General features: G+C 47.0%; 15 protein-coding genes. 8 read left to right on the top strand and 7 right to left on the bottom strand.

Annotated features, from left to right (window positions below; all coding sequences use genetic code 11):
* Window positions 1–375 precede the first annotated feature (375 nt).
* The 6 genes from ettA (at window position 376) to V4C51_RS09310 (ending at window position 9,950) form a co-directional block, all read left to right on the top strand.
* Window positions 376–2,043, top strand: coding sequence for an energy-dependent translational throttle protein EttA (gene ettA / locus V4C51_RS09285; RefSeq protein WP_330925877.1), 1,668 nt, complete (start codon window positions 376–378; stop codon window positions 2,041–2,043).
* Window positions 2,044–2,341: 298 nt separating this feature from the next.
* Window positions 2,342–2,992 carry a hypothetical protein gene (locus V4C51_RS09290; RefSeq protein ID WP_330925878.1) on the top strand — a complete coding sequence of 217 codons (651 nt, stop codon included), beginning with the start codon at window positions 2,342–2,344 and terminating at the stop codon, window positions 2,990–2,992.
* A 436-nt stretch (window positions 2,993–3,428) separates the two neighbouring features.
* Window positions 3,429–5,426, top strand: coding sequence for an SDR family oxidoreductase (locus tag V4C51_RS09295; RefSeq protein ID WP_330925879.1), 1,998 nt, complete (start codon window positions 3,429–3,431; stop codon window positions 5,424–5,426).
* 92 nt (window positions 5,427–5,518) lie between these two features.
* The gene (locus V4C51_RS09300; protein ID WP_330925880.1) at window positions 5,519–5,917 is read left to right on the top strand and encodes a phasin family protein; all 399 of its coding nucleotides are present in this window, start codon (window positions 5,519–5,521) and stop codon (window positions 5,915–5,917) included.
* A 21-nt stretch (window positions 5,918–5,938) separates the two neighbouring features.
* Complete coding sequence (locus tag V4C51_RS09305; protein WP_330925881.1) at window positions 5,939–7,408, top strand: WS/DGAT/MGAT family O-acyltransferase; 1,470 nt, start codon at window positions 5,939–5,941, stop codon at window positions 7,406–7,408.
* Window positions 7,409–8,237: 829 nt separating this feature from the next.
* The gene (locus V4C51_RS09310; RefSeq protein WP_330925882.1) at window positions 8,238–9,950 is read left to right on the top strand and encodes an AMP-binding protein; all 1,713 of its coding nucleotides are present in this window, start codon (window positions 8,238–8,240) and stop codon (window positions 9,948–9,950) included.
* Window positions 9,951–10,012: 62 nt separating this feature from the next.
* Here V4C51_RS09310 and lipA read toward each other — a convergent pair whose 3' ends face one another.
* From lipA to V4C51_RS09330, 4 genes are all read right to left on the bottom strand, one after another.
* A complete protein-coding gene (lipA, locus tag V4C51_RS09315) occupies window positions 10,013–11,005 on the bottom strand; it encodes a lipoyl synthase (RefSeq protein ID WP_330925883.1) in 993 nt (330 codons plus the stop codon).
* Between the two features lie 481 nt (window positions 11,006–11,486).
* The gene (lipB, locus tag V4C51_RS09320; RefSeq protein WP_330925884.1) at window positions 11,487–12,137 is read right to left on the bottom strand and encodes a lipoyl(octanoyl) transferase LipB; all 651 of its coding nucleotides are present in this window, start codon (window positions 12,135–12,137) and stop codon (window positions 11,487–11,489) included.
* Window positions 12,134–12,412: a YbeD family protein gene (locus V4C51_RS09325; protein ID WP_330925885.1), complete on the bottom strand. Its 279-nt coding sequence runs from the start codon at window positions 12,410–12,412 to the stop codon at window positions 12,134–12,136. Before V4C51_RS09325 ends, lipB begins: the two co-directional genes overlap by 4 nt.
* Before the next feature lie 11 nt (window positions 12,413–12,423).
* The gene (locus V4C51_RS09330; RefSeq protein WP_330925886.1) at window positions 12,424–13,620 is read right to left on the bottom strand and encodes a D-alanyl-D-alanine carboxypeptidase family protein; all 1,197 of its coding nucleotides are present in this window, start codon (window positions 13,618–13,620) and stop codon (window positions 12,424–12,426) included.
* 897 nt (window positions 13,621–14,517) lie between these two features.
* Here V4C51_RS09330 and V4C51_RS09335 point away from each other — a divergent pair.
* The gene (locus tag V4C51_RS09335) at window positions 14,518–15,177 is read left to right on the top strand and encodes a hypothetical protein (protein WP_330925887.1); all 660 of its coding nucleotides are present in this window, start codon (window positions 14,518–14,520) and stop codon (window positions 15,175–15,177) included.
* A gap of 305 nt (window positions 15,178–15,482) precedes the next feature.
* Here the strand turns inward: V4C51_RS09335 and V4C51_RS09340 are convergent, their stop codons facing one another.
* Window positions 15,483–16,301 (bottom strand): hypothetical protein, encoded by an 819-nt coding sequence (locus V4C51_RS09340; protein ID WP_330925888.1) that lies wholly within the window; start codon window positions 16,299–16,301, stop codon window positions 15,483–15,485.
* Window positions 16,302–16,864: 563 nt separating this feature from the next.
* Window positions 16,865–17,665, bottom strand: a complete 801-nt coding sequence (locus V4C51_RS09345) for a septal ring lytic transglycosylase RlpA family protein (protein ID WP_330925889.1) — start codon at window positions 17,663–17,665, stop codon at window positions 16,865–16,867.
* Between the two features lie 37 nt (window positions 17,666–17,702).
* Here V4C51_RS09345 and V4C51_RS09350 point away from each other — a divergent pair, with 37 nt between their 5' ends.
* A complete protein-coding gene (locus V4C51_RS09350) occupies window positions 17,703–17,840 on the top strand; it encodes a hypothetical protein (protein ID WP_330925890.1) in 138 nt (45 codons plus the stop codon).
* A gap of 26 nt (window positions 17,841–17,866) precedes the next feature.
* Here V4C51_RS09350 and V4C51_RS09355 read toward each other — a convergent pair whose 3' ends face one another.
* Window positions 17,867–18,061, bottom strand: a complete 195-nt coding sequence (locus V4C51_RS09355) for a hypothetical protein (protein WP_330925891.1) — start codon at window positions 18,059–18,061, stop codon at window positions 17,867–17,869.
* Window positions 18,062–18,227: the final 166 nt, after the last annotated feature.

The raw sequence follows: 18,227 nt of genomic DNA on the forward strand, positions 1-18,227 counted from the left end.
GGGACTATTTGACGAACAAAAGCGACTTTTTAGACCCATTTATCGTAGCCGCAGTAGGAGCATGACTTTTAAGACTGCTTCTAAGTTAATACCCATGTTTTCAGGCCGTCACCGCCACAACCGAAAGCTTTTAACGCTGCCCTCGCTTCTTCGAGAAAGAAAGGGCGCTTGTACGCGGGCTCATTCTTTTTCCGTTGCCAAGGACTAATACGATAGGTTTTATTCTGCGCATTCTCAGAAATGGTTGAGATCAAGCAAGACTCACCCTCCACTAACAGACAAGGGGCCAGCGCAGGGATTTGCCAAATACCTGCGGTTACAGTACCGTTACCCGATTCAGTGACGTTAACCTTCCGTTGACAGAGACTTCCCTAAATGAGCCAATACGTGTACACGATGAATCGGGTAAGCAAAATTGTTCCCCCGAAGCGTCAGATTCTCAAAAATATCTCCCTGTCCTTTTTTCCCGGTGCCAAAATCGGTGTACTTGGCCTCAATGGCGCCGGCAAGTCAACCCTGCTGCGGATTATGGCTGGCGTGGACAAAGAGTTCGATGGCGAAGCACGACCACAGCCAAACTTGAATGTTGGCTATTTACCCCAAGAGCCTGAGCTTGACCCCAACAAAACGGTGCGCGACGTTGTCGAAGAAGCACTGAGCGACATCAAGCAGGCCCAACAGCGGCTCGAAGAAGTGTACGCAGCCTACGCTGAACCCGATGCCGATTTTGACGCCCTGGCCACAGAACAAGCCCGGCTGGAAAATATCATTCAGGCGGCTGATGCCCACAACCTTGAACGAAAACTTGATGTAGCTGCCGACGCATTACGCCTGCCAGAATGGAATGCCACCATTGATAAACTCTCTGGCGGAGAACGCCGACGGGTGGCACTGTGTCGTTTACTGCTATCAAGCCCTGACATGCTGCTACTTGATGAGCCCACCAACCATCTGGATGCCGAGTCGGTTGCCTGGCTGGAGCGCTTTCTCTGTGAATACCCGGGTACGGTGGTGGCTATAACCCACGACCGTTACTTCCTCGACAATGCTGCCGGCTGGATACTGGAACTTGACCGCGGTGAGGGCATTCCTTATCAAGGCAACTACAGCGCCTGGCTGGAGCAGAAAGAACAACGTCTGGAGCAAGAACAAAAGCAACAGGACGCCCGCCGCAAAGCCATGGAGCACGAGCTGGAATGGGTTCGCTCCAATGCCAAAGGTCGCCAGTCTAAAAGCAAGGCGCGTCTGGCACGTTTTGAGCACATGCAGTCCCAGGATTTCCAAAACAGAAACGAGACGAACGAAATCTACATTCCCCCTGGTCCCCGCCTCGGTGATAAGGTTATTGCCTTTAACAACGTCTCCAAAGGTTTCGGTGACCGCCTGTTAATTGATGACTTGAGTTTTAATGTCCCTAAAGGGGCCATTGTCGGCATTATTGGGGGTAACGGTGCCGGTAAGTCCACCTTGTTCAAAATGATAATGGGAAAAGAGCAGCCTGATAGTGGCAGCATTGAACACGGAGAGTCGGTAAAAATTGCCTTTGTCGAGCAACTGCGTGATGAACTGGACGACAAGAAAACCGTTTGGGAGGCCGTGTCTGGTGGTCAGGATACTCTGCGCATCAATAATTACGAAGTACCATCCCGCGCCTATCTCGGCCGCTTTAACTTTAAAGGAGGCGACCAGCAAAAACGTGTTGGTGAGCTATCCGGTGGCGAGCGCGGACGCTTGCAACTTGCCAGCACACTAAAAGACGGCGGCAATGTACTTCTGTTGGACGAACCGTCAAACGACCTTGACGTGGAAACCCTGCGAGCACTGGAAGAAGCCATGCTGGTTTTCCCAGGCTGTGCAATGGTGATCTCCCACGACCGCTGGTTCCTTGACCGTGTCGCTACACATATCCTTGCCTATGAAGGCGACTCCAAAGTCACTTTCTTTGAAGGTAACTACACTGAGTACGAAGCTGATAGAAAAGAAAGACTCGGTGAAGAAGCCGCAGGCCCTCATCGCATCAAATACAAGCGCATTGATGCCTGACACCGCTTATTCGCTGAGAAAAAGAGCCAGGAGCCTGTCGGACTTATGCTTTCGAGCATAAAATTCAGTAGGGCGAGTCAGAATTTTCGATCAATTTGTGCGAATAGTTGACCTGTTTAAGCAAATTGATCGGAAATTCTGGCCGCACTTTCTCGCGCTTCCTCGCACTTTCTCGCACTTTCTCGCACTTTCTGGATTTCAGGCCGAAATTGTCTTAAGTCCGACAGGCTCCCAGTACCCCGGGTACTGGTTTTTTTGTTATCCTCTGGTGATACTTTTCCCATAAGAACATTGTTTTATGAAATATTGGCTGCAATGCCTGGGGCTGGCCGCACTTCTTGCCCTGATCAATTATTATCGTTTGCAATTTACTGCTATTGATCAACTCCCCGTTATCAAACAGCTGTTAATACCTGTCGTCAACTTTACCCTTGCACTGATTCTTGGTATTCGCTTGCCCGATATTGACCTGTTCACACCAGGATTAAAACACCGCTGCGCACTGACACACTCAGCTCTGGTTCCCTGGCTACTTACCGTGATCAACTATCCTTTTATTCTGGCAGGTATGGCAATGGGTATGGCCATACATTTATTAGCGGATGTATTTCCAAAGGCCTGGGTGGGCGGCGCTTTAGTCAAAATGCCGCTTCTGGGCAGCCTTGGCATATTCTCACCCTTCTGGCTAATGGTAAACTGTCTTTTTTGTCTGGCCATCAGCCTACAGACGCTCGTGCTACAGGAAGCCTGGTCAATGACCCTTACTTTTGCCTTATCCTTGCTGGTCATGCTCTGGTATTTCATCCGAAAAGAGAAAAGCATGCCGCCACTTTTGACCGCATTAATGATCATTGGCGTCCTGGTTTGGAGTCACTACTCACCGGATCTTTCATGGTTTAACCTGCAAAGTATGACAGCAAATGCCAGCTGGCATCAGGGTGCCTCGTAAGAAATACAAGGTTAACCTGTGTTGTTTCTGGTCACCACCTTGCTGACACTGTTAACCCCGAATTCAGCCGTTGAATTCAGTTAAATAAAAAATGGAATAAAAATTCAAACAACTGTATGATTTTGGCTCGCACAGGTAGTACAATCACTCAGCGATTGGTTTTCACGTATCAAGCACAATAACGACCTTAGCAGGAAGAGATCATTACTACTACAGTCTGTTTTCAGGCAGTCTACTGTGGTCTGTATGACAGGCAATGTCACTAACTTGTCAACGAAAAAACCATTAACACATTGCTTGTCTACCTAAATTGACAGCTACAATATAGCAGGCAATGTAAATGTATTTATACATTTTATGACGTCTGAGCGCCAGATAATTTCAGAAAAGCGATTTACGGGTAAGCATCCAAATGTCTCTCGACAATGTAACACATATGCACAGCAATTATTTTGTCACCGGGGCAACAGGTTTCCTCGGGACTCACCTGATTGAACGGTTGTTGGCAAGAGCTGGACAAATTTATATCCTGGTTCGCGACCCCGAGGCCAACGCTTGCATTGATCTACTCAATCGCTACAGCGCTCAACAGTCACGCATTCACCTGTTCAAGGGTGACGTAACCCTGCCAAATCTGGGCCTGGACAATGCTCAGCTATCGAACCTCAAGTCGCAGAATATTGAATTTTTCCACCTGGCAGCTATTTACGACATTGAAGCCGCTGAAGCGCTTCAGTATGCGGTGAACGTGGAAGGAACTCGCAATGCCCTCGAAAGCGCCGTTGCAATGGGGGCGAAGCGTTTCCATCATGCCAGCTCCATTGCTGTTGCCGGCCTGTATAAAGGAGAGTTCGGCGAAGACATGCTCGATGAAGCGGGTAAACTGGAAAACGCTTATCTCCAAACCAAGCATGAGTCAGAAAAAATAGTACGTGGGGAAACCCGCATTCCCTGCCGTATCTACCGCCCTGGCATGATTGCTGGTCATAGTGAAACCGGTGAAATCAACAAGATTGATGGCCCTTACTATTTGTTTCACGCCATCCGTAAATTCCGTGATTCTGTCCCCGAATGGATGCCCCTTATTGGTGTTGAAGGCGGTCGCTTAAACATTGTTCCCGTTGATTACGTGGCCGACACCATGGATCATATTGCCCATAAGGATGGCTTCGATGGCAAGTGTTTCCATTTGACAGACCCTGAGCCAAAGCGCCTCGGCGAGGTGATAAACCTGTTTGCCGAAACTGCCCGCGCACCAAAGATGAGCATGCGGATTGATACTGACAATATCAACCCGATGATAAAAATGGTTGCTCAGAGTATTGGCAAGACCCCTGCGTTCAAAAACCTTATGGCATCATTGTTGCACGATCTCAACATACCTGAAGAAACCATGGGTTTTATTGATTATGCCACTGAATTCAACCGCGCAAATACCGACCAGGCACTCGCTGGTAGCAATATCCGCCTGAAGCGGCTTGAAGAATATGCTCGCATTCTTTGGAGCTACTGGGAGCTGAACCTGGACGAAGAGCGCCTGGGGAATGAGAACTTAAACCAGCAAGTAAAAGACAAAGTTATTCTTATTACCGGTGCTTCTTCCGGTATTGGCAAAGCCACCGCCATGCAGTTAGCAGAAAGTGGCGCAAAAATACTGTTGGTTGCCCGTGATCTTGAAGCACTGGAAACAGTTGCTGCAGAAATCCGCGACCTTGGTGGTCAGGTATTTGTGCACAGCACTGACCTGACCTCTGATGAGGATGTTGCCAGACTGGCTGAGATTGTGATTAAGGAATATGGCGGTGTTGATATTCTCATAAACAATGCCGGTCGTTCTATTCGTCGAGGCATCGAGCAAAGCTACGACCGTTTACACGACTTTCAGCGTACGATGGAGATTAACTATTTTGGTGCACTGCGTTTAATTCTGGCTTTCCTTCCAGGTATGGCTGAGCGTGGTTGTGGTCAGGTCATTAATATTTCCTCCATTGCTGTACTGTCCGGTAGCCCGCGTTTTTCTGCTTACACAGCATCCAAAGCGGCACTGGATTCTTTTACCCGCGCCGCTTCCAGTGAGTATGCAGATAAAGGCGTGAAGTTTACTACCATTAATATGCCATTGGTTAAAACACCAATGATTGCGCCAACAAAGTTATATAACTATGTACCAACATTAACACCTGAGCAGGCCGCTGACTTACTCATTAAAGCAATTATTCAGAAGCCAACCCGCATAGCTACCCGCATTGGTATTTTTGCACAGGCCATGTATGATCTGGCACCTAACTTTAGCCGTCTGCTAATGAATAGCGCGTATACCATGTTCCCAGACAGCTCTGCTGCCGATGGTAGCGAGAAAGACAGTGCCGTTGATAGAAAGCCAACAACTGAACAAAAATTTCTGGTCAATATGCTCAAAGGTATAAACTGGTAAACCTTTCATATTCATGCACTAGAAGCCGCGCTTTCTCTTGCGCTAACCGAGAGAGCAAAGCTTCATAATATAACGTTGAAGAGGGAAAAACTATGTACGAGAAACTCTGGCTGGCAGGTCTGGGCGCTTATGGTCGTTACGAGAGGCTGGGACAGGAAGGTAAAAAGCTTTTTGAAGATCTCGTGGAAGAAGGCGACGACATGCGTGATGAGCTGTCTGACCGCTTTGAAAGTGCCAAACAAAAAACACTGGATAAGCTGAACGACACGATCATCAAAGTTCGTGGCACCATTCTGCCCGACTCTGGCGACAAGAAAGCTGCCGAGCTGGTTCCTCAGCTGGAAGAGCTGACCAAAGCGGTTAAGCTGCTGACCGAAGTTCAGACTGGTCCACTTGCTGATGAGCCCAAAATAGAAGTTAAGGCAGCAGAAAAAGCTACCAAGACGACATCTGCCAGCAAAAGAAAACCATCTGCAAGTGCTTCCGCATAACAGCCTACAGGATTGTAACGCATGGCGTTACAATCCTTTTATCAGGCTACTCCTTACATCTGCTACGACCTCATATCCATGAAACAGCTCTCCGCTCTCGATACAACATTCCTGAATCTTGAAACCGATACAACCCCTATGCATGTGGGCTGTGTCGGAATATACGACCCTTCAACAATACCTGGCGGCTCCCTGGATTCCAGTGAATTCGTGAAAAACTTTGAGAGGAAGCTGGCTAAATTACCGGTAATGCGACAGCGACATGTCAGCGCCCCCATGGGAATTGACTATCCTTACTGGATAAGTGACCCGGAATTTAACCTCGACTATCATATACGCCATATTGCTCTGCCCAAGCCAGGAAACTGGCGACAACTATGTGCTCAGGCAGCGCGTATACACGAGCGCCCTCTTGATTTAAAACGCGCGCCCTGGGAAGTCTACGTAATCAGTGGACTTGACGCCATTGAAGGCATACCTGAAGGTAGCTTTGCACTGGTAAGTAAAATGCACCATGCTCTCATTGATGGTGTCCGGGGTATACAAATTCTGGCAGCGTTACATGATTTATCGCCTAAAATGTCCGTGCCTAAAAACCTGGAACCGATCATTGTTGACCGTTTGCCTTCCGGTATCGAGTTACTGACCCGGGCCGCATTAAATATGCCAGGTAACCTGATGGCTAAAGCCAGGGCCACTACCCGCCACGCCCTGCCACTTTTGAGAAACATGGCCGGTATACTACTGTCCAATGAAAAGATGCCCCGAATGGCACCAAAAACCCGCTTTAATACCAAAGTAACATCACACCGGGTATTTGATGCGGTATCATTTGATCTGAAGGAGATAAAAGCGCTAAGGCAACTCGTGCCTGGCAGCACGATCAATGATGTCATGGTGGCTATTGTATCCGGCGCCATGAGACGTTACCTTACCGGCAAAGGTGAACAACCCGAAAAATCCCTGCGTGCCATGCTACCTATGAATGTATCAGCAGCAGGCAGTGGTGCACAAGGCAACCATATATCCTTTATGTTCCCGTCAATTCATACCGATATAGAAGGTTCTGTGGAACGTCTGGTGGCGATAAAACAGGAAAACGAAGCAGCAAAATCACGGCAGGAAAAACACAACGGTCAGATGCTAATGGATTCCACCCATCTGCTGCCAACAACCCTGACACATCTGGTGATTGACAAAGCCATTAAATACAACATCGCCAACCGAATGAAACCGCTATTTAATACGGTGATCACCAATGTGCCGGGGCCTCAACTGCCTCTCTATCAAGCCGGCGCAAAAATGCTGGCAATGTTCGGTGCTGGCATTTGCTATGACACGGTTGGCTTGTTCCACATTATCTTCAGCTACAACGGTAACATTACCATCAGCTTTACCTCTTGCCTGGATATGATGCCTGACACTGAGCATTATGCAACCTGTCTGAAACGCGCGATGGCAGAGATGAAAAAAAATCTACCGACCACTTAGCCCGGATATTTCATAAACATGCTCCTGGCCTTGCTTGCTCCTTGCGGCTCTAAGGGAGTTTTGCTCAGTCGATCGTACTCCCCGGTGGCGCTCCTTCGCAAAATCCCTTAGAGCCGCAAGGTTCCGCGCAATTCTCAGGGCAGTTTATGAAATATCCGGGTTAGAAGGCTCTCTTAATCTTTTATGCGCTACAACCACCGATAAGAGCTGTCTGTCATGGGCTTTACTTTATTTCTTGACATCCTCCCCCAGCTAAGTCGCTAGAGGATTCCCATTACTGGGGCGTTACTTTCTTGCGAGTTTACGCGGGTTTCTGCTTGCACGCTACAGCCACGAGGGACTTACAGACTTTACTTCCCCTGTGCCCGAGGGTAGGTCTTCAACGACAGAAAGGATATTAGTAGAATGTTAGACGAAATTCACCTCCCGCCTGGCTCTCAGAACATCGAAAAACAGGCGGCTTTTCTCATTAGTTTTGGTTTTGGTTTTGGTTTTGGTTTTCATAAAAGATTATGAACAGCTTCTAAAGCCAGCACCACTCTTAAGGGATGTGTAGATATAGCCGTTCGCATCATTTCATTTATTGGTTTAATTGTTACATCAAGTAACAAAGTGTATCCACTATATACTTGAGTAAATATTGGTCAACTATGACCCACAGCAATGCATCAGTAAGTAATGCCTGCTAACATGGCGAAAATTGCACGTATGCATTTTTGTATACAGAAGCGCTACCCGTTGGTCGTTAAGGGAATGTGTCTACATAAGGATGCAAAATTAATTTCAGCCACCGGGGGCAGTTATCACAGTTATTGGATAGTAAACGACAATGGAAACTGGTTTTTGGAATAATAAGCGAGCACCAGGTGTACCTGATAACATCAATCCAGATGCTTATGCCACTATTTTAGATGTTTTTGAAGCTTCCGTTAAAAAATACGCGAATAACCCGGTAGTAACGGGCATTGGTCACACCCTCACTTACCGTGACCTGGATCAATACAGCACACAATTTGCCGCATGGTTACAAAACAATACTACACTCACCCCTGGTGACCGCATTGCTATTCAAATGCCAAACCTGCTGCAGTATCCCATTGTCGTTTATGGTGCCATCAAGGCTGGTTTGGTCATTGTTAATACCAACCCCCTCTACACTGCCAGTGAAATGAAACACCAGTTTATTGATTCGGGGGCAAAGGCGCTGGTTTGCCTGGATGTCTTTGGTCATATGGTTCAGGAAGTCATTGCCCAAACGCCGATCAAGCACCTTCTGATTACCAGCTTGGCAGATATACTTCCAACACCCAGGCGTATCGTGATAAACGCATTAGCCAAGCATGTAAAGAAAATGGTGAAGCCCTATAACCTGCCCCAGGCACAATCTTTCCGTAAAGCACTGACACAGGGCAAAAGACTCACCTATACACGCCCACCCGCAGCTAACAGCAATGATGTTGCTATTTTACAGTACACCGGTGGTACCACAGGCGTTGCAAAAGGAGCCATGCTGACCCACCGCAATATGGTCGCCAATATGCTTCAGGCTCAGGCTATGCTGCGGCAAAAGGATAATAAAGGTGCCCCACTGCATGCGGAAGGCAGTGAAATCATTGTTGCGCCATTGCCCCTTTACCATATCTATTCTTTCACCGTGCACCTGATGGCCATGGTAGAAATGGGTAACCATAACATCCTGATTGCCAACCCACGCGATACAGCCATGTTTATCAAACTGATCAAACCATGGAAGTTCACGGCATTTATCGGTCTGAATACGCTGTTTACCAGCTTGATGAATCACCACGAGTTCAAAACCTGTGATTTCAGCAAGATGAAAATTACGCTTTCCGGTGGCACCTCGTTACAAAGTGACGTAGCCGAGCGTTGGAGAGAGGTGACAGGCTGCGGCATCTCTGAAGCTTATGGCCTGACCGAATGCTCACCCGCTGTGTGCATTAGCCCCTTTGGTGAGTTAACGCAACCTGGCTCTGTGGGCGTACCTGTCCCTAATACCGCGTTGAAAACTATTGACAGCGAAGGCAACGAAACCAAAATTGGTGAACGCGGTGAGCTATGTATCCGTGGCCCCCAAGTGATGAAGGGCTACTGGAAAAGAAAAGAAGCTACCACTGAAATTATCGATAACGATGGCTGGCTCCGTACCGGCGATGTAGCCATTATTAAGGAAGACGGCTTTGTCAGCATAGTCGACCGCCTGAAAGATATGGTGCTGGTTTCTGGCTTTAACGTCTACCCCAATGAGATTGAGGATATCGTTGCCAAACATAATGATGTTGAACACTGCGCGGTGATTGGTGTGCCCAACGAAAAAACCGGGGAAGCGGTTAAGCTGTTCGTTGTGCAAAAAAATGATAGCCTGAAAAAAGATGATTTAATTATTCACTGTCGTAAATATCTAACCAGTTATAAGGTGCCTAAGCAAATAGAGTTCAGAAAAGAGTTGCCCATGACACCTGTGGGGAAAATTCTTCGCAAAGATCTGCGTGCTGAAGAATTAAAAAGGCTAAAAAGCGCTTAAAAAACGCGAAAAACGGGCATTAGCTGTTGAATACCAGCTAATGCTCCAGAGGGTTTCACTGCTCAGGTCAAACCCACATTATTTTTCTGCAACACCTGCTCTGCCCGGTAGCTCGAGCGAACAAACGCACCGGATACCACCTCAAGAAAGCCTTTGTCCAGCCCCCACTGACGATACTTGTCGAACTCCTCAGGCCTCACGTACCGCTCAACAGCAAGATGGTTACGGGTTGGCTGAAGGTATTGACCAAAGGTAACAATATCGACGCCTGCTTCACGCAAGTCGTCCATGGTTTGCATAATTTCCTGTTCAGTTTCACCCAACCCCAGCATCAGACTGGTTTTCGTCAGCACATCAGGGCGATACTTTTTTGAATGAGCCAACACAGCCAGGGTTCGCTCATAAGTGGCACGGGGGTCTCGCACAGGATGGGTTAGCCGTTTGACTGTCTCAACATTTTGAGCAAAAACAGCGATACCACTATCAACTACCGTTTCTACGGCAGCAAAAATACCGCAAAAATCAGGCGTTAACGCTTCCACATCAGTATCCGGGTTCACTTCTTTCACACGCTTGACGACAGCAGCATAGTGAGCCGCACCACCGTCAGGCAAATCATCCCGGTTCACCGACGTCAGCACCAAATATTTTAATCCCATATGCTTGACTGTTTCAGCCGTGCCATCGGGCTCGTTTTTATCCAGCCAGCCTTTAGGATTGCCAGTATTCACCGCACAGAAGCGGCAGGCACGGGTACAGACATCCCCCATCAGCATTATGGTCGCAGTACCAGAACTCCAGCACTCATTGATGTTAGGGCACATCGCCTCTTCACAGACTGTACTGAGCTTGTGTTTGTGAACAACCGTCTTCACCTCTTTGTACCGTGGGCCAAACTGGGGCTTTATTCGCAGCCACTGAGGCTTGGTTTTGAGAGGAACTGTACTGTGGTTGCTGGCCTTAATACCATTTTTAATGGCGGTAATGCCCTTGTCATTAACAAACTTGGAACCACTTTCAATCTGAACAGCAGGTATAAGGTTTTCGTTACTCATGAGCACCAGCCATGCTAAAAGGTGTATAGGTAATACTCGCGAGTATAACCGAACTTTTATTTTGGGTCTGTGTTATACCAACGGCCGGTTCTAAGAAGCTGCTCATAACCTTTTGTGAAAAGCGAAACCGATGAGAAAACCTGCCTGTTTTTTCGATGTTCTGAGAACCCGCTGGTACTTTATAACATAGAAAAGCCCAAAACAGGCGGTTTTTACTAGGAGCCTGACCGAGAATAGCGCCCGTAGCGAGGATGACGAGAAATTGAGGATAAAAATTTCTGCTTCTGAGGATAATAGTGGGGCTATTTGACGAAGAAGCAGGAATTTTTAGACCAATTTATCGCAACCGCAGTAGGGTAGTCTATTCTCGGACAGGCTCCTAGGAGCCGGTCGTACTTTCTCGCACTTTCTCGCACTTTCTCGCACTTTCTGGATTTTAGGCCAAAATTGTCTTAAGTCCGACAGGCTCCAAGGCCAGAGACTATACTGGCAGCCTTCTACCAGCTTCTTTCCAGGCCGGGTAATCCAACTCTGTTATCAAGCAGTCAAGCATTGCCTTATTGGTATCCGCCATGGTTGCCCCGGTATACAGTGATGCCAGCATCGTCACCGCCTGCCCGACATAACCACAGGGGTTGACGCGCCGAAAAGGCTCAAGATCCATATCCACATTCAGGCTTAACCCGTGGTACGAGCGGCCTTTTCTGAAACGCAGCCCCAAGGCCGCAACTTTAGCGCCATCAACGTAAACACCCGGTGCATTGGGATTAGCATATCCTTCAACATTTTGCTGCGCCAATAAGCGAATCACACTGTTCTCAAGGGCAGAAACCAACTCTCGCGGACCTCTGCCACGACGGCGCGCATCCAATAATACATAAAAAACCAGTTGCCCGGGGCCATGATAAGTCACCTGACCACCCCGGTCGACCTTCACCACAGGAATATCACCGGCTGCCAGCACATGTTCTGCCTTGCCGGCCTGACCCTGCGTAAACACCGGCTCATGCTCAACAACCCAAAGCTCATCGGGCGTATCGGCATTACGCTGGTCAGTGAATGTCTTCATAGCCTGCCAGACAGGTTCATAAGGCAACCTGCCCAACTGACGGATAAGCAGTGGCTCTGTCATAGCACCATCTGAACCCGGCCACTGGCCTTCAGCTCAGCGTGCAGCGCCTGAAGCTGGCCAACACCCGTTGCACGAATCACCACATGCACAGACAAATATTTACCCGTACGACTATCTTTTACCTGTGCTTTACCGTCAAAATCCAGAGCATGTTTTTTAACCACACGTATCACAAAGTCTTTAAAGTCAGGGGCCGCTGCCCCCATGACACGAATAGGATAATCACAGGGGAAGACGATTTTTGGCGGTTCCGGGGTATTACTGCTCTTAGCCATAGTACTCAAGTTTATTTAATCAAGCCGGTAAAAAATAGCACAATACTATCCCACAGGCGCTTGAAGAAAGCACCTTTATCCACCGCCTGTTGTGCCAGCAGCGGCACTTCTTTGATGACGTTATTATCCTGTGTCACCTTGACAGTACCTACCTTCTGCCCTTTGGTAATGGGGGCAATCAACGGGGTATCCACCTCCATGGAGGCTTTAAGGTTCTTGCCAGTACCACGTGGCACAGAAACGATCAGGTCTTTGTCAATACCAAGGGTGATCTCATTGACACTGCCTTTCCAAACCTTAGTGGTTTGCAGGGCTTCACCGCCTTTTTTGATATCAACATTTTCATAGAAACGGAAACCGTAGGTCAACAATTTCTGCGCTTCTTCCGAGCGCTGCTTTTCACTTTTAGCGCCAAGCAACACAGCAATCAGGCGTTGCCCCTCTTTTTTACCCGTAACAGCCAGGTGATAACCGGTCGCTTCAATATGGCCGGTTTTCAAGCCGTCAACATAGGGGTTGGTCCACAATAAACTGTTGCGGTTAGCCTGTCGGTCCAACGGCTCCCCCGTTCGCTTATCCACGCCATATTGGTAATATTTCTGGCTGTAGATGGGATAGTTTTCAGGGTAATCCTTAACAATATGGGCAGCCAGCAGAGCCAGATCGTAAGCCGTAGAGTAATGATCCTGCGCAGGCCAGCCCGCTGCATTGGCAAAATGCGTATTTTTCATACCCAGCCTTTTGGCTGTGCCATTCATCATCTGGACAAAGGCATCTTCAGTACCAGCAATATGCTCAGCCATCGCCACGCTGGCATCGTTACCGGAGGCAATGATGATGCCGTGGAGCAAGTCACTCACAGACACTTTGTCACCCACTTCAAGAAACATGGTAGACCCCCCCATGGACCAGGCTTTCTTGCTAATCAGCGCCTGACCGTCCATCTTAATATTACCGGCGGCCAGTTCAACCTCAGCAATATAGGCTGTCATCATTTTGGTAAGGCTGGCCGGGTGCAGACGCTCCTCGGGATTATCTGAAGCCAGTACCTCGCCACTGTCGGCATCCATCAGCACATAGCTTTTCACTGCCAATTCAGGGGGGGAAGGAATCATAGCGGTTTGAGCCTGAGACAGACTTGCGCTGACGCAAAATATCAAGGCTAACAGCCCGGCAAACCGACGTGCGGGTGATAAGAATTTAGTCATCCAGCTGTATTACTCTCTCGTTTTATCTCTGTATTAAGGATAGTCTCAATAAAAACAATACCAGCGTCGTCCCCGCAAATGCCTGGCCACTGTCGTAGTGGGTTCCTGCCTTTAAGGGAATGACGGACTGTTGGCATTTTCTCAATTGCATCTACCTTTAGAAGCTATCTTCAGCACCAGTTTCTACTACATCCACGATAAATAAGTCTATGGAGCCGCTTATGTTCGTTAGATATGTTCTTTACTGCCTCAAAAAGCAGCTTTTTACACTCATTTCTCACAGTTTCACTTCAAATGTACATGAAAGACTACTCCTGACAAGAATAAAGTTTTCTCAAAGATGGCGCCATCGCCTTTAGACAAGATGTCGCAAAACTTACAATGTAGTAGTGTTCTTGACCAGTTTCATTCCCCTGGACATCCTCCCCCACGAGAAGGAGCAATCGCAAAAGTATCGCGCTTCGCTGATACGAAGTTGACAAGTAACTAAGATGCGGAGTTAGTCTCAAAACTCCGTTTTTCTTCGGTACTTTTTCGGTACTTTTTCGGTACTTTTTCGGTACTTTTTCGGTACTTTTCGCCTTATTTCAGCGTTGCTCGCTACTTTTGCGACAGCCTCAGAAGACAGAGACTCCTCCTATCAGGCAACATCATACCTTGTACGGCCTTGGCAAGGAGCTTGTTACACCTTATTTGACTACCTATTCTACTTTTTTAGGGTGTTAAGAAATACCACAAACAACGAGGGTATTTTTATTTTTTCTGTCTGGAAGCATAATCGCTGAATGAAAACGCGCGATGGAAAGAGAATACCATAAAGGGCTTGCTCTTCAAGCGTCCCTTATACCGAGCGCCGGAAGTACATTGTTTTACGCAATTTCTATAAGAGATTTGACTATGGAGTTCACAGACCTAAAAAGAAGGGACTTATTGTTTTATGACATCCACCGTGTTGGAAAAGACATTCAGCCTGCCGGACATGTGGCTATCGTACAGAACTATGGAACACCCACACCAAAGGTTATACACCTGAATGATTCCGGTATCTTGTTAAACTATATAAGTGAAGACAGGTTAGCTGACACAGTCTTTCATTCTATCAGACCTTCTGATCCCGCTCTTGCGGACAAGGCTGCCAATACTGTCTATAACTGGTTGATTCACAGCGCATGGAAACAGAAACCATCCAGAAGCGGCAACAGCACAGTGTTGCGCACCAGAGGCATTTACAATAGCTTCGCACTGGCACAGGCTAGCTTTCGTTCCTCCAGTTATGGCAGAGGAGCCCGCTCTTTTGTCAGGCACCTGTGTAGCGATTGCTGTTACTATCCCCCTGTGGAATTCACCCAGTTCTCATCCTCCTTTGACAGAGGGGCATTTTGTTCAGGGTTTGCCATAGCCGCTTACCAAACAGCACTTGGCGAGCAATTATGCCCAACCCATCTCGCCCTTGATGCACGCAATACTACACCTTTACGACTAAAAAAGTATTTGGATACTCATGTCTACTGGCAGCATTCAGGCACGATTTCCATAATGACGTCCCTTCCCTTTTAAAGGATAAACCCAAAATAGTCCCCCTATTTCACCCAGTCGCAGAGTCGTCTTTTCTAACCCGCCTATTGCGCTGATAATCTGAACGCTAATCCTGCGCTAAAACACCTGGCAATAGCAGATTTTACTCTTACTTTCTACTGTTCTTGTTCTGAGACAGCTTACCATGCTCATCAGGGTAGCTAGCCCGGCTATTTCATAAACATGCTCCTGGCCTTGCTTGCTCCTTGCGGCTCTAAGGGAGTTTATGAAATAGCCGGGCTAGAAAAGACCATTAGCATTCGAGAAAAATTAATGACAATGACAGACTATTCTATCAATTGAATAGGGGCTATCTCTCCAGTACTTTTTCGGACAATCACAGTAGAGTACGATTCAGTCATAGAATAAATAACCATATAACGACCAATAAGGTGAGAGTCAGCATGGATACACCAGGGAGCAACATTTACCGCATAACCATAAGGAATTTTAAAAGCAGAAATAACCCGCTGTTTATCCCGAGTATATTTACCTATAATAAGATAACCACCAGCGTGCTCATTAAGAGGCATATAAAAATGGGGTCTGTCATGCACTTCCAAATATTCGCCCCCCCCTTTGTGTGGATCTAATAAGTAGCCATTAACATACTCTTGACCTATGGAAACGATACTAATAGGTAAATTACCCGTAGTATCAAAATATAATAGATCCAGTTCTTTTAAAAAGCTGCAACCGTACCAAGCCAAATTACTTTCTGTACAATCCGCAATCTTAATTTCTAAAACATCATCATCTTCATTGGCAAGCGTATAGCGGCCATTACCTCCCAAAATATTTGCACCAACATCTTCTGTCATAAAATCAATTCTGGCAATCCATTGTCCTTTTAAGACAGTATGAGGTGGTATAGTTGGCTCTGGCAATGGCAAACTTTGCCTGCCATCATTAATTAAATTTAATCCATCAAAAGTGAGTTGATAAGCTTTTTTATGTTCTGCGTAACCTATAAAGTCTTCTGTAACCATATAGGATTCTTTACAGCTGCCTTGACGATTAACGATAATACCGGGTAGTGATTGTATAATATCTTTGGGTAATTTTCGAATATTATTTAAAGCATCGTTTGTATAACTTGTAGCCATTATCATACCCTCCAGCATTAAAAGTTAGTATCAAGTAAACGTCAAAGTATATCTATAAATAACAGATCGTGGTTAAGTTACACACGTTGCGATCTTCACTCCCATTAAATGTCTCTATAATTGAAGAGCAAGAAATCCAGCGGAGCAAGGAGGTTTGTTATTCCGTCAGATTTTTTGCGTTTTTTTTACACTTTTTTTGCATTTTTTTGCATTAAGCTTGCATTTCACTATCCGACTTAACTCAACCATTAATCTTTTCACTTGCCGGGAGTCTTATTTCTCCTGGATAAAACAGCGCTTAATTACTGAATTTGGGTTATTCAGGTTAAGGATTTCCCTGGCCTGGCTATTTTATAAGCATGCCCCTTGCAGGCAGCTCTGGGAAATTTATGCTCAGTTGACCTTGCGCACCATACGGCGCTCCATCGCACAACTGCTTAGAGCCACAACGTTCTTCGCGATCTTCATGGAAGTTTATGAAATATCCGGGCTAGGAGGCTGTCAACTGCGGCTATAAAATATCAGTGATCAACGCATCCGATTTATCACCCTCTGGTTGCAAGCTACTCGTATACAACAAACGGCGTACCAAAATCGGCTTCAGCCAGCTGCTCCAGTAATTCTTCCATCTGTTGTGGGCTTTCCAACGGACCTATCCGTACACGATGATACTGCTGCTTGTCATCTTTGCTGATGCGGATACTGTCGTCACCAAGCATCAGTTTTTCTGCCACAGTGCGCCTCAATTTCTGAGCATTGTGAAAGTTTTTCAATGCAGCTAACTGGAGAAAGACCAGAGGATCAGTTTCTTTATGGGGTTTAGAGGCCGCAAACGCAACGGGATCAATACCCTCAATTTTAACATCAGCCGTTCCGTCATTGGCAAAGCCCAGTTTTTTAGCGGCCACATAAGAGACATCAATCAAACGGTCATCATAAAAAGGCCCCCTGTCGTTTACCCTTAACACCACCGAGCGGCCATTTTCGAGATTAGTGACTTTCACGTACGAAGGCAAAGGCAGTGTCTTATGTGCCGCCGTCATCTTATACATATCATAGACTTCACCATTGGCCGTTTGCTTGCCATGAAACTTAGTGCCATACCAGGATGCTGTGCCTTCCGCGGTATAACCATTAGCTGAGGCCATAGGCGTATATTGAATACCATTAAGCGTATAAGGCGTATACTTAAAGCGTCCGTTGTGGACTTCAGGCACTGCATCAGGAATCAAGGAAACATCCACTGCCCCACTGGGCGCGCTGTCCTGGACGGTATCGACGGTATCATTGGTACTACAGCCGCTTAGTAGCGTTGCCAATACTGCAAAAACACAGTAGCGAAATAGTGACGATGAGTTTTCCATTAAAGGCATCTATTTTCAATCATTGTAGAAGAGTCCCTTGCAGCCAAAAGTACCTGCTGATGCTTTTACCCGCAAGGGGCAAAGAGCATACAGTTTCAGACGCATCATGCTATGGGGCGCCATAGGGCAACGGTTTTTACCCGTTCAATCAGGCGTTAATCCTGAGCCAACGTGATCCCACTGTGCACGTAGTGACTTCGATTATAGCAATACGGTGCATGAAAGGTCACTACTCTCCCTGCCCCCCAAGCCAACAGAACGCACTGCCAAGGCAGGCAGAAATTCATAACGACCATAACGACAATGGGTTCCTGTCTTCATGGGGATAACCTTGGTATATACTTTACTAAGACTGCCTTTAACGAAAGGAACAGTATTCATGCATACTTGTAGCATATGTGGTAAGTCATTCCGAAAAGAATGCGAGCTGCTCGACCACATTCGCGGCCAGCACACCTACGAAAGACCTTTTCAATGCGATGAATGTGAAAGCGCTTATACCAAAAGAACTCTACTTAACAGACACAAACGAGAGAAACACCCCACAGAGCTAACAATACCT

It is taken from the genome of Candidatus Sororendozoicomonas aggregata (assembly GCF_031528575.1).
Taxonomy (GTDB): Bacteria; Pseudomonadota; Gammaproteobacteria; order Pseudomonadales; family Endozoicomonadaceae; genus Endonucleibacter; species Endonucleibacter aggregata.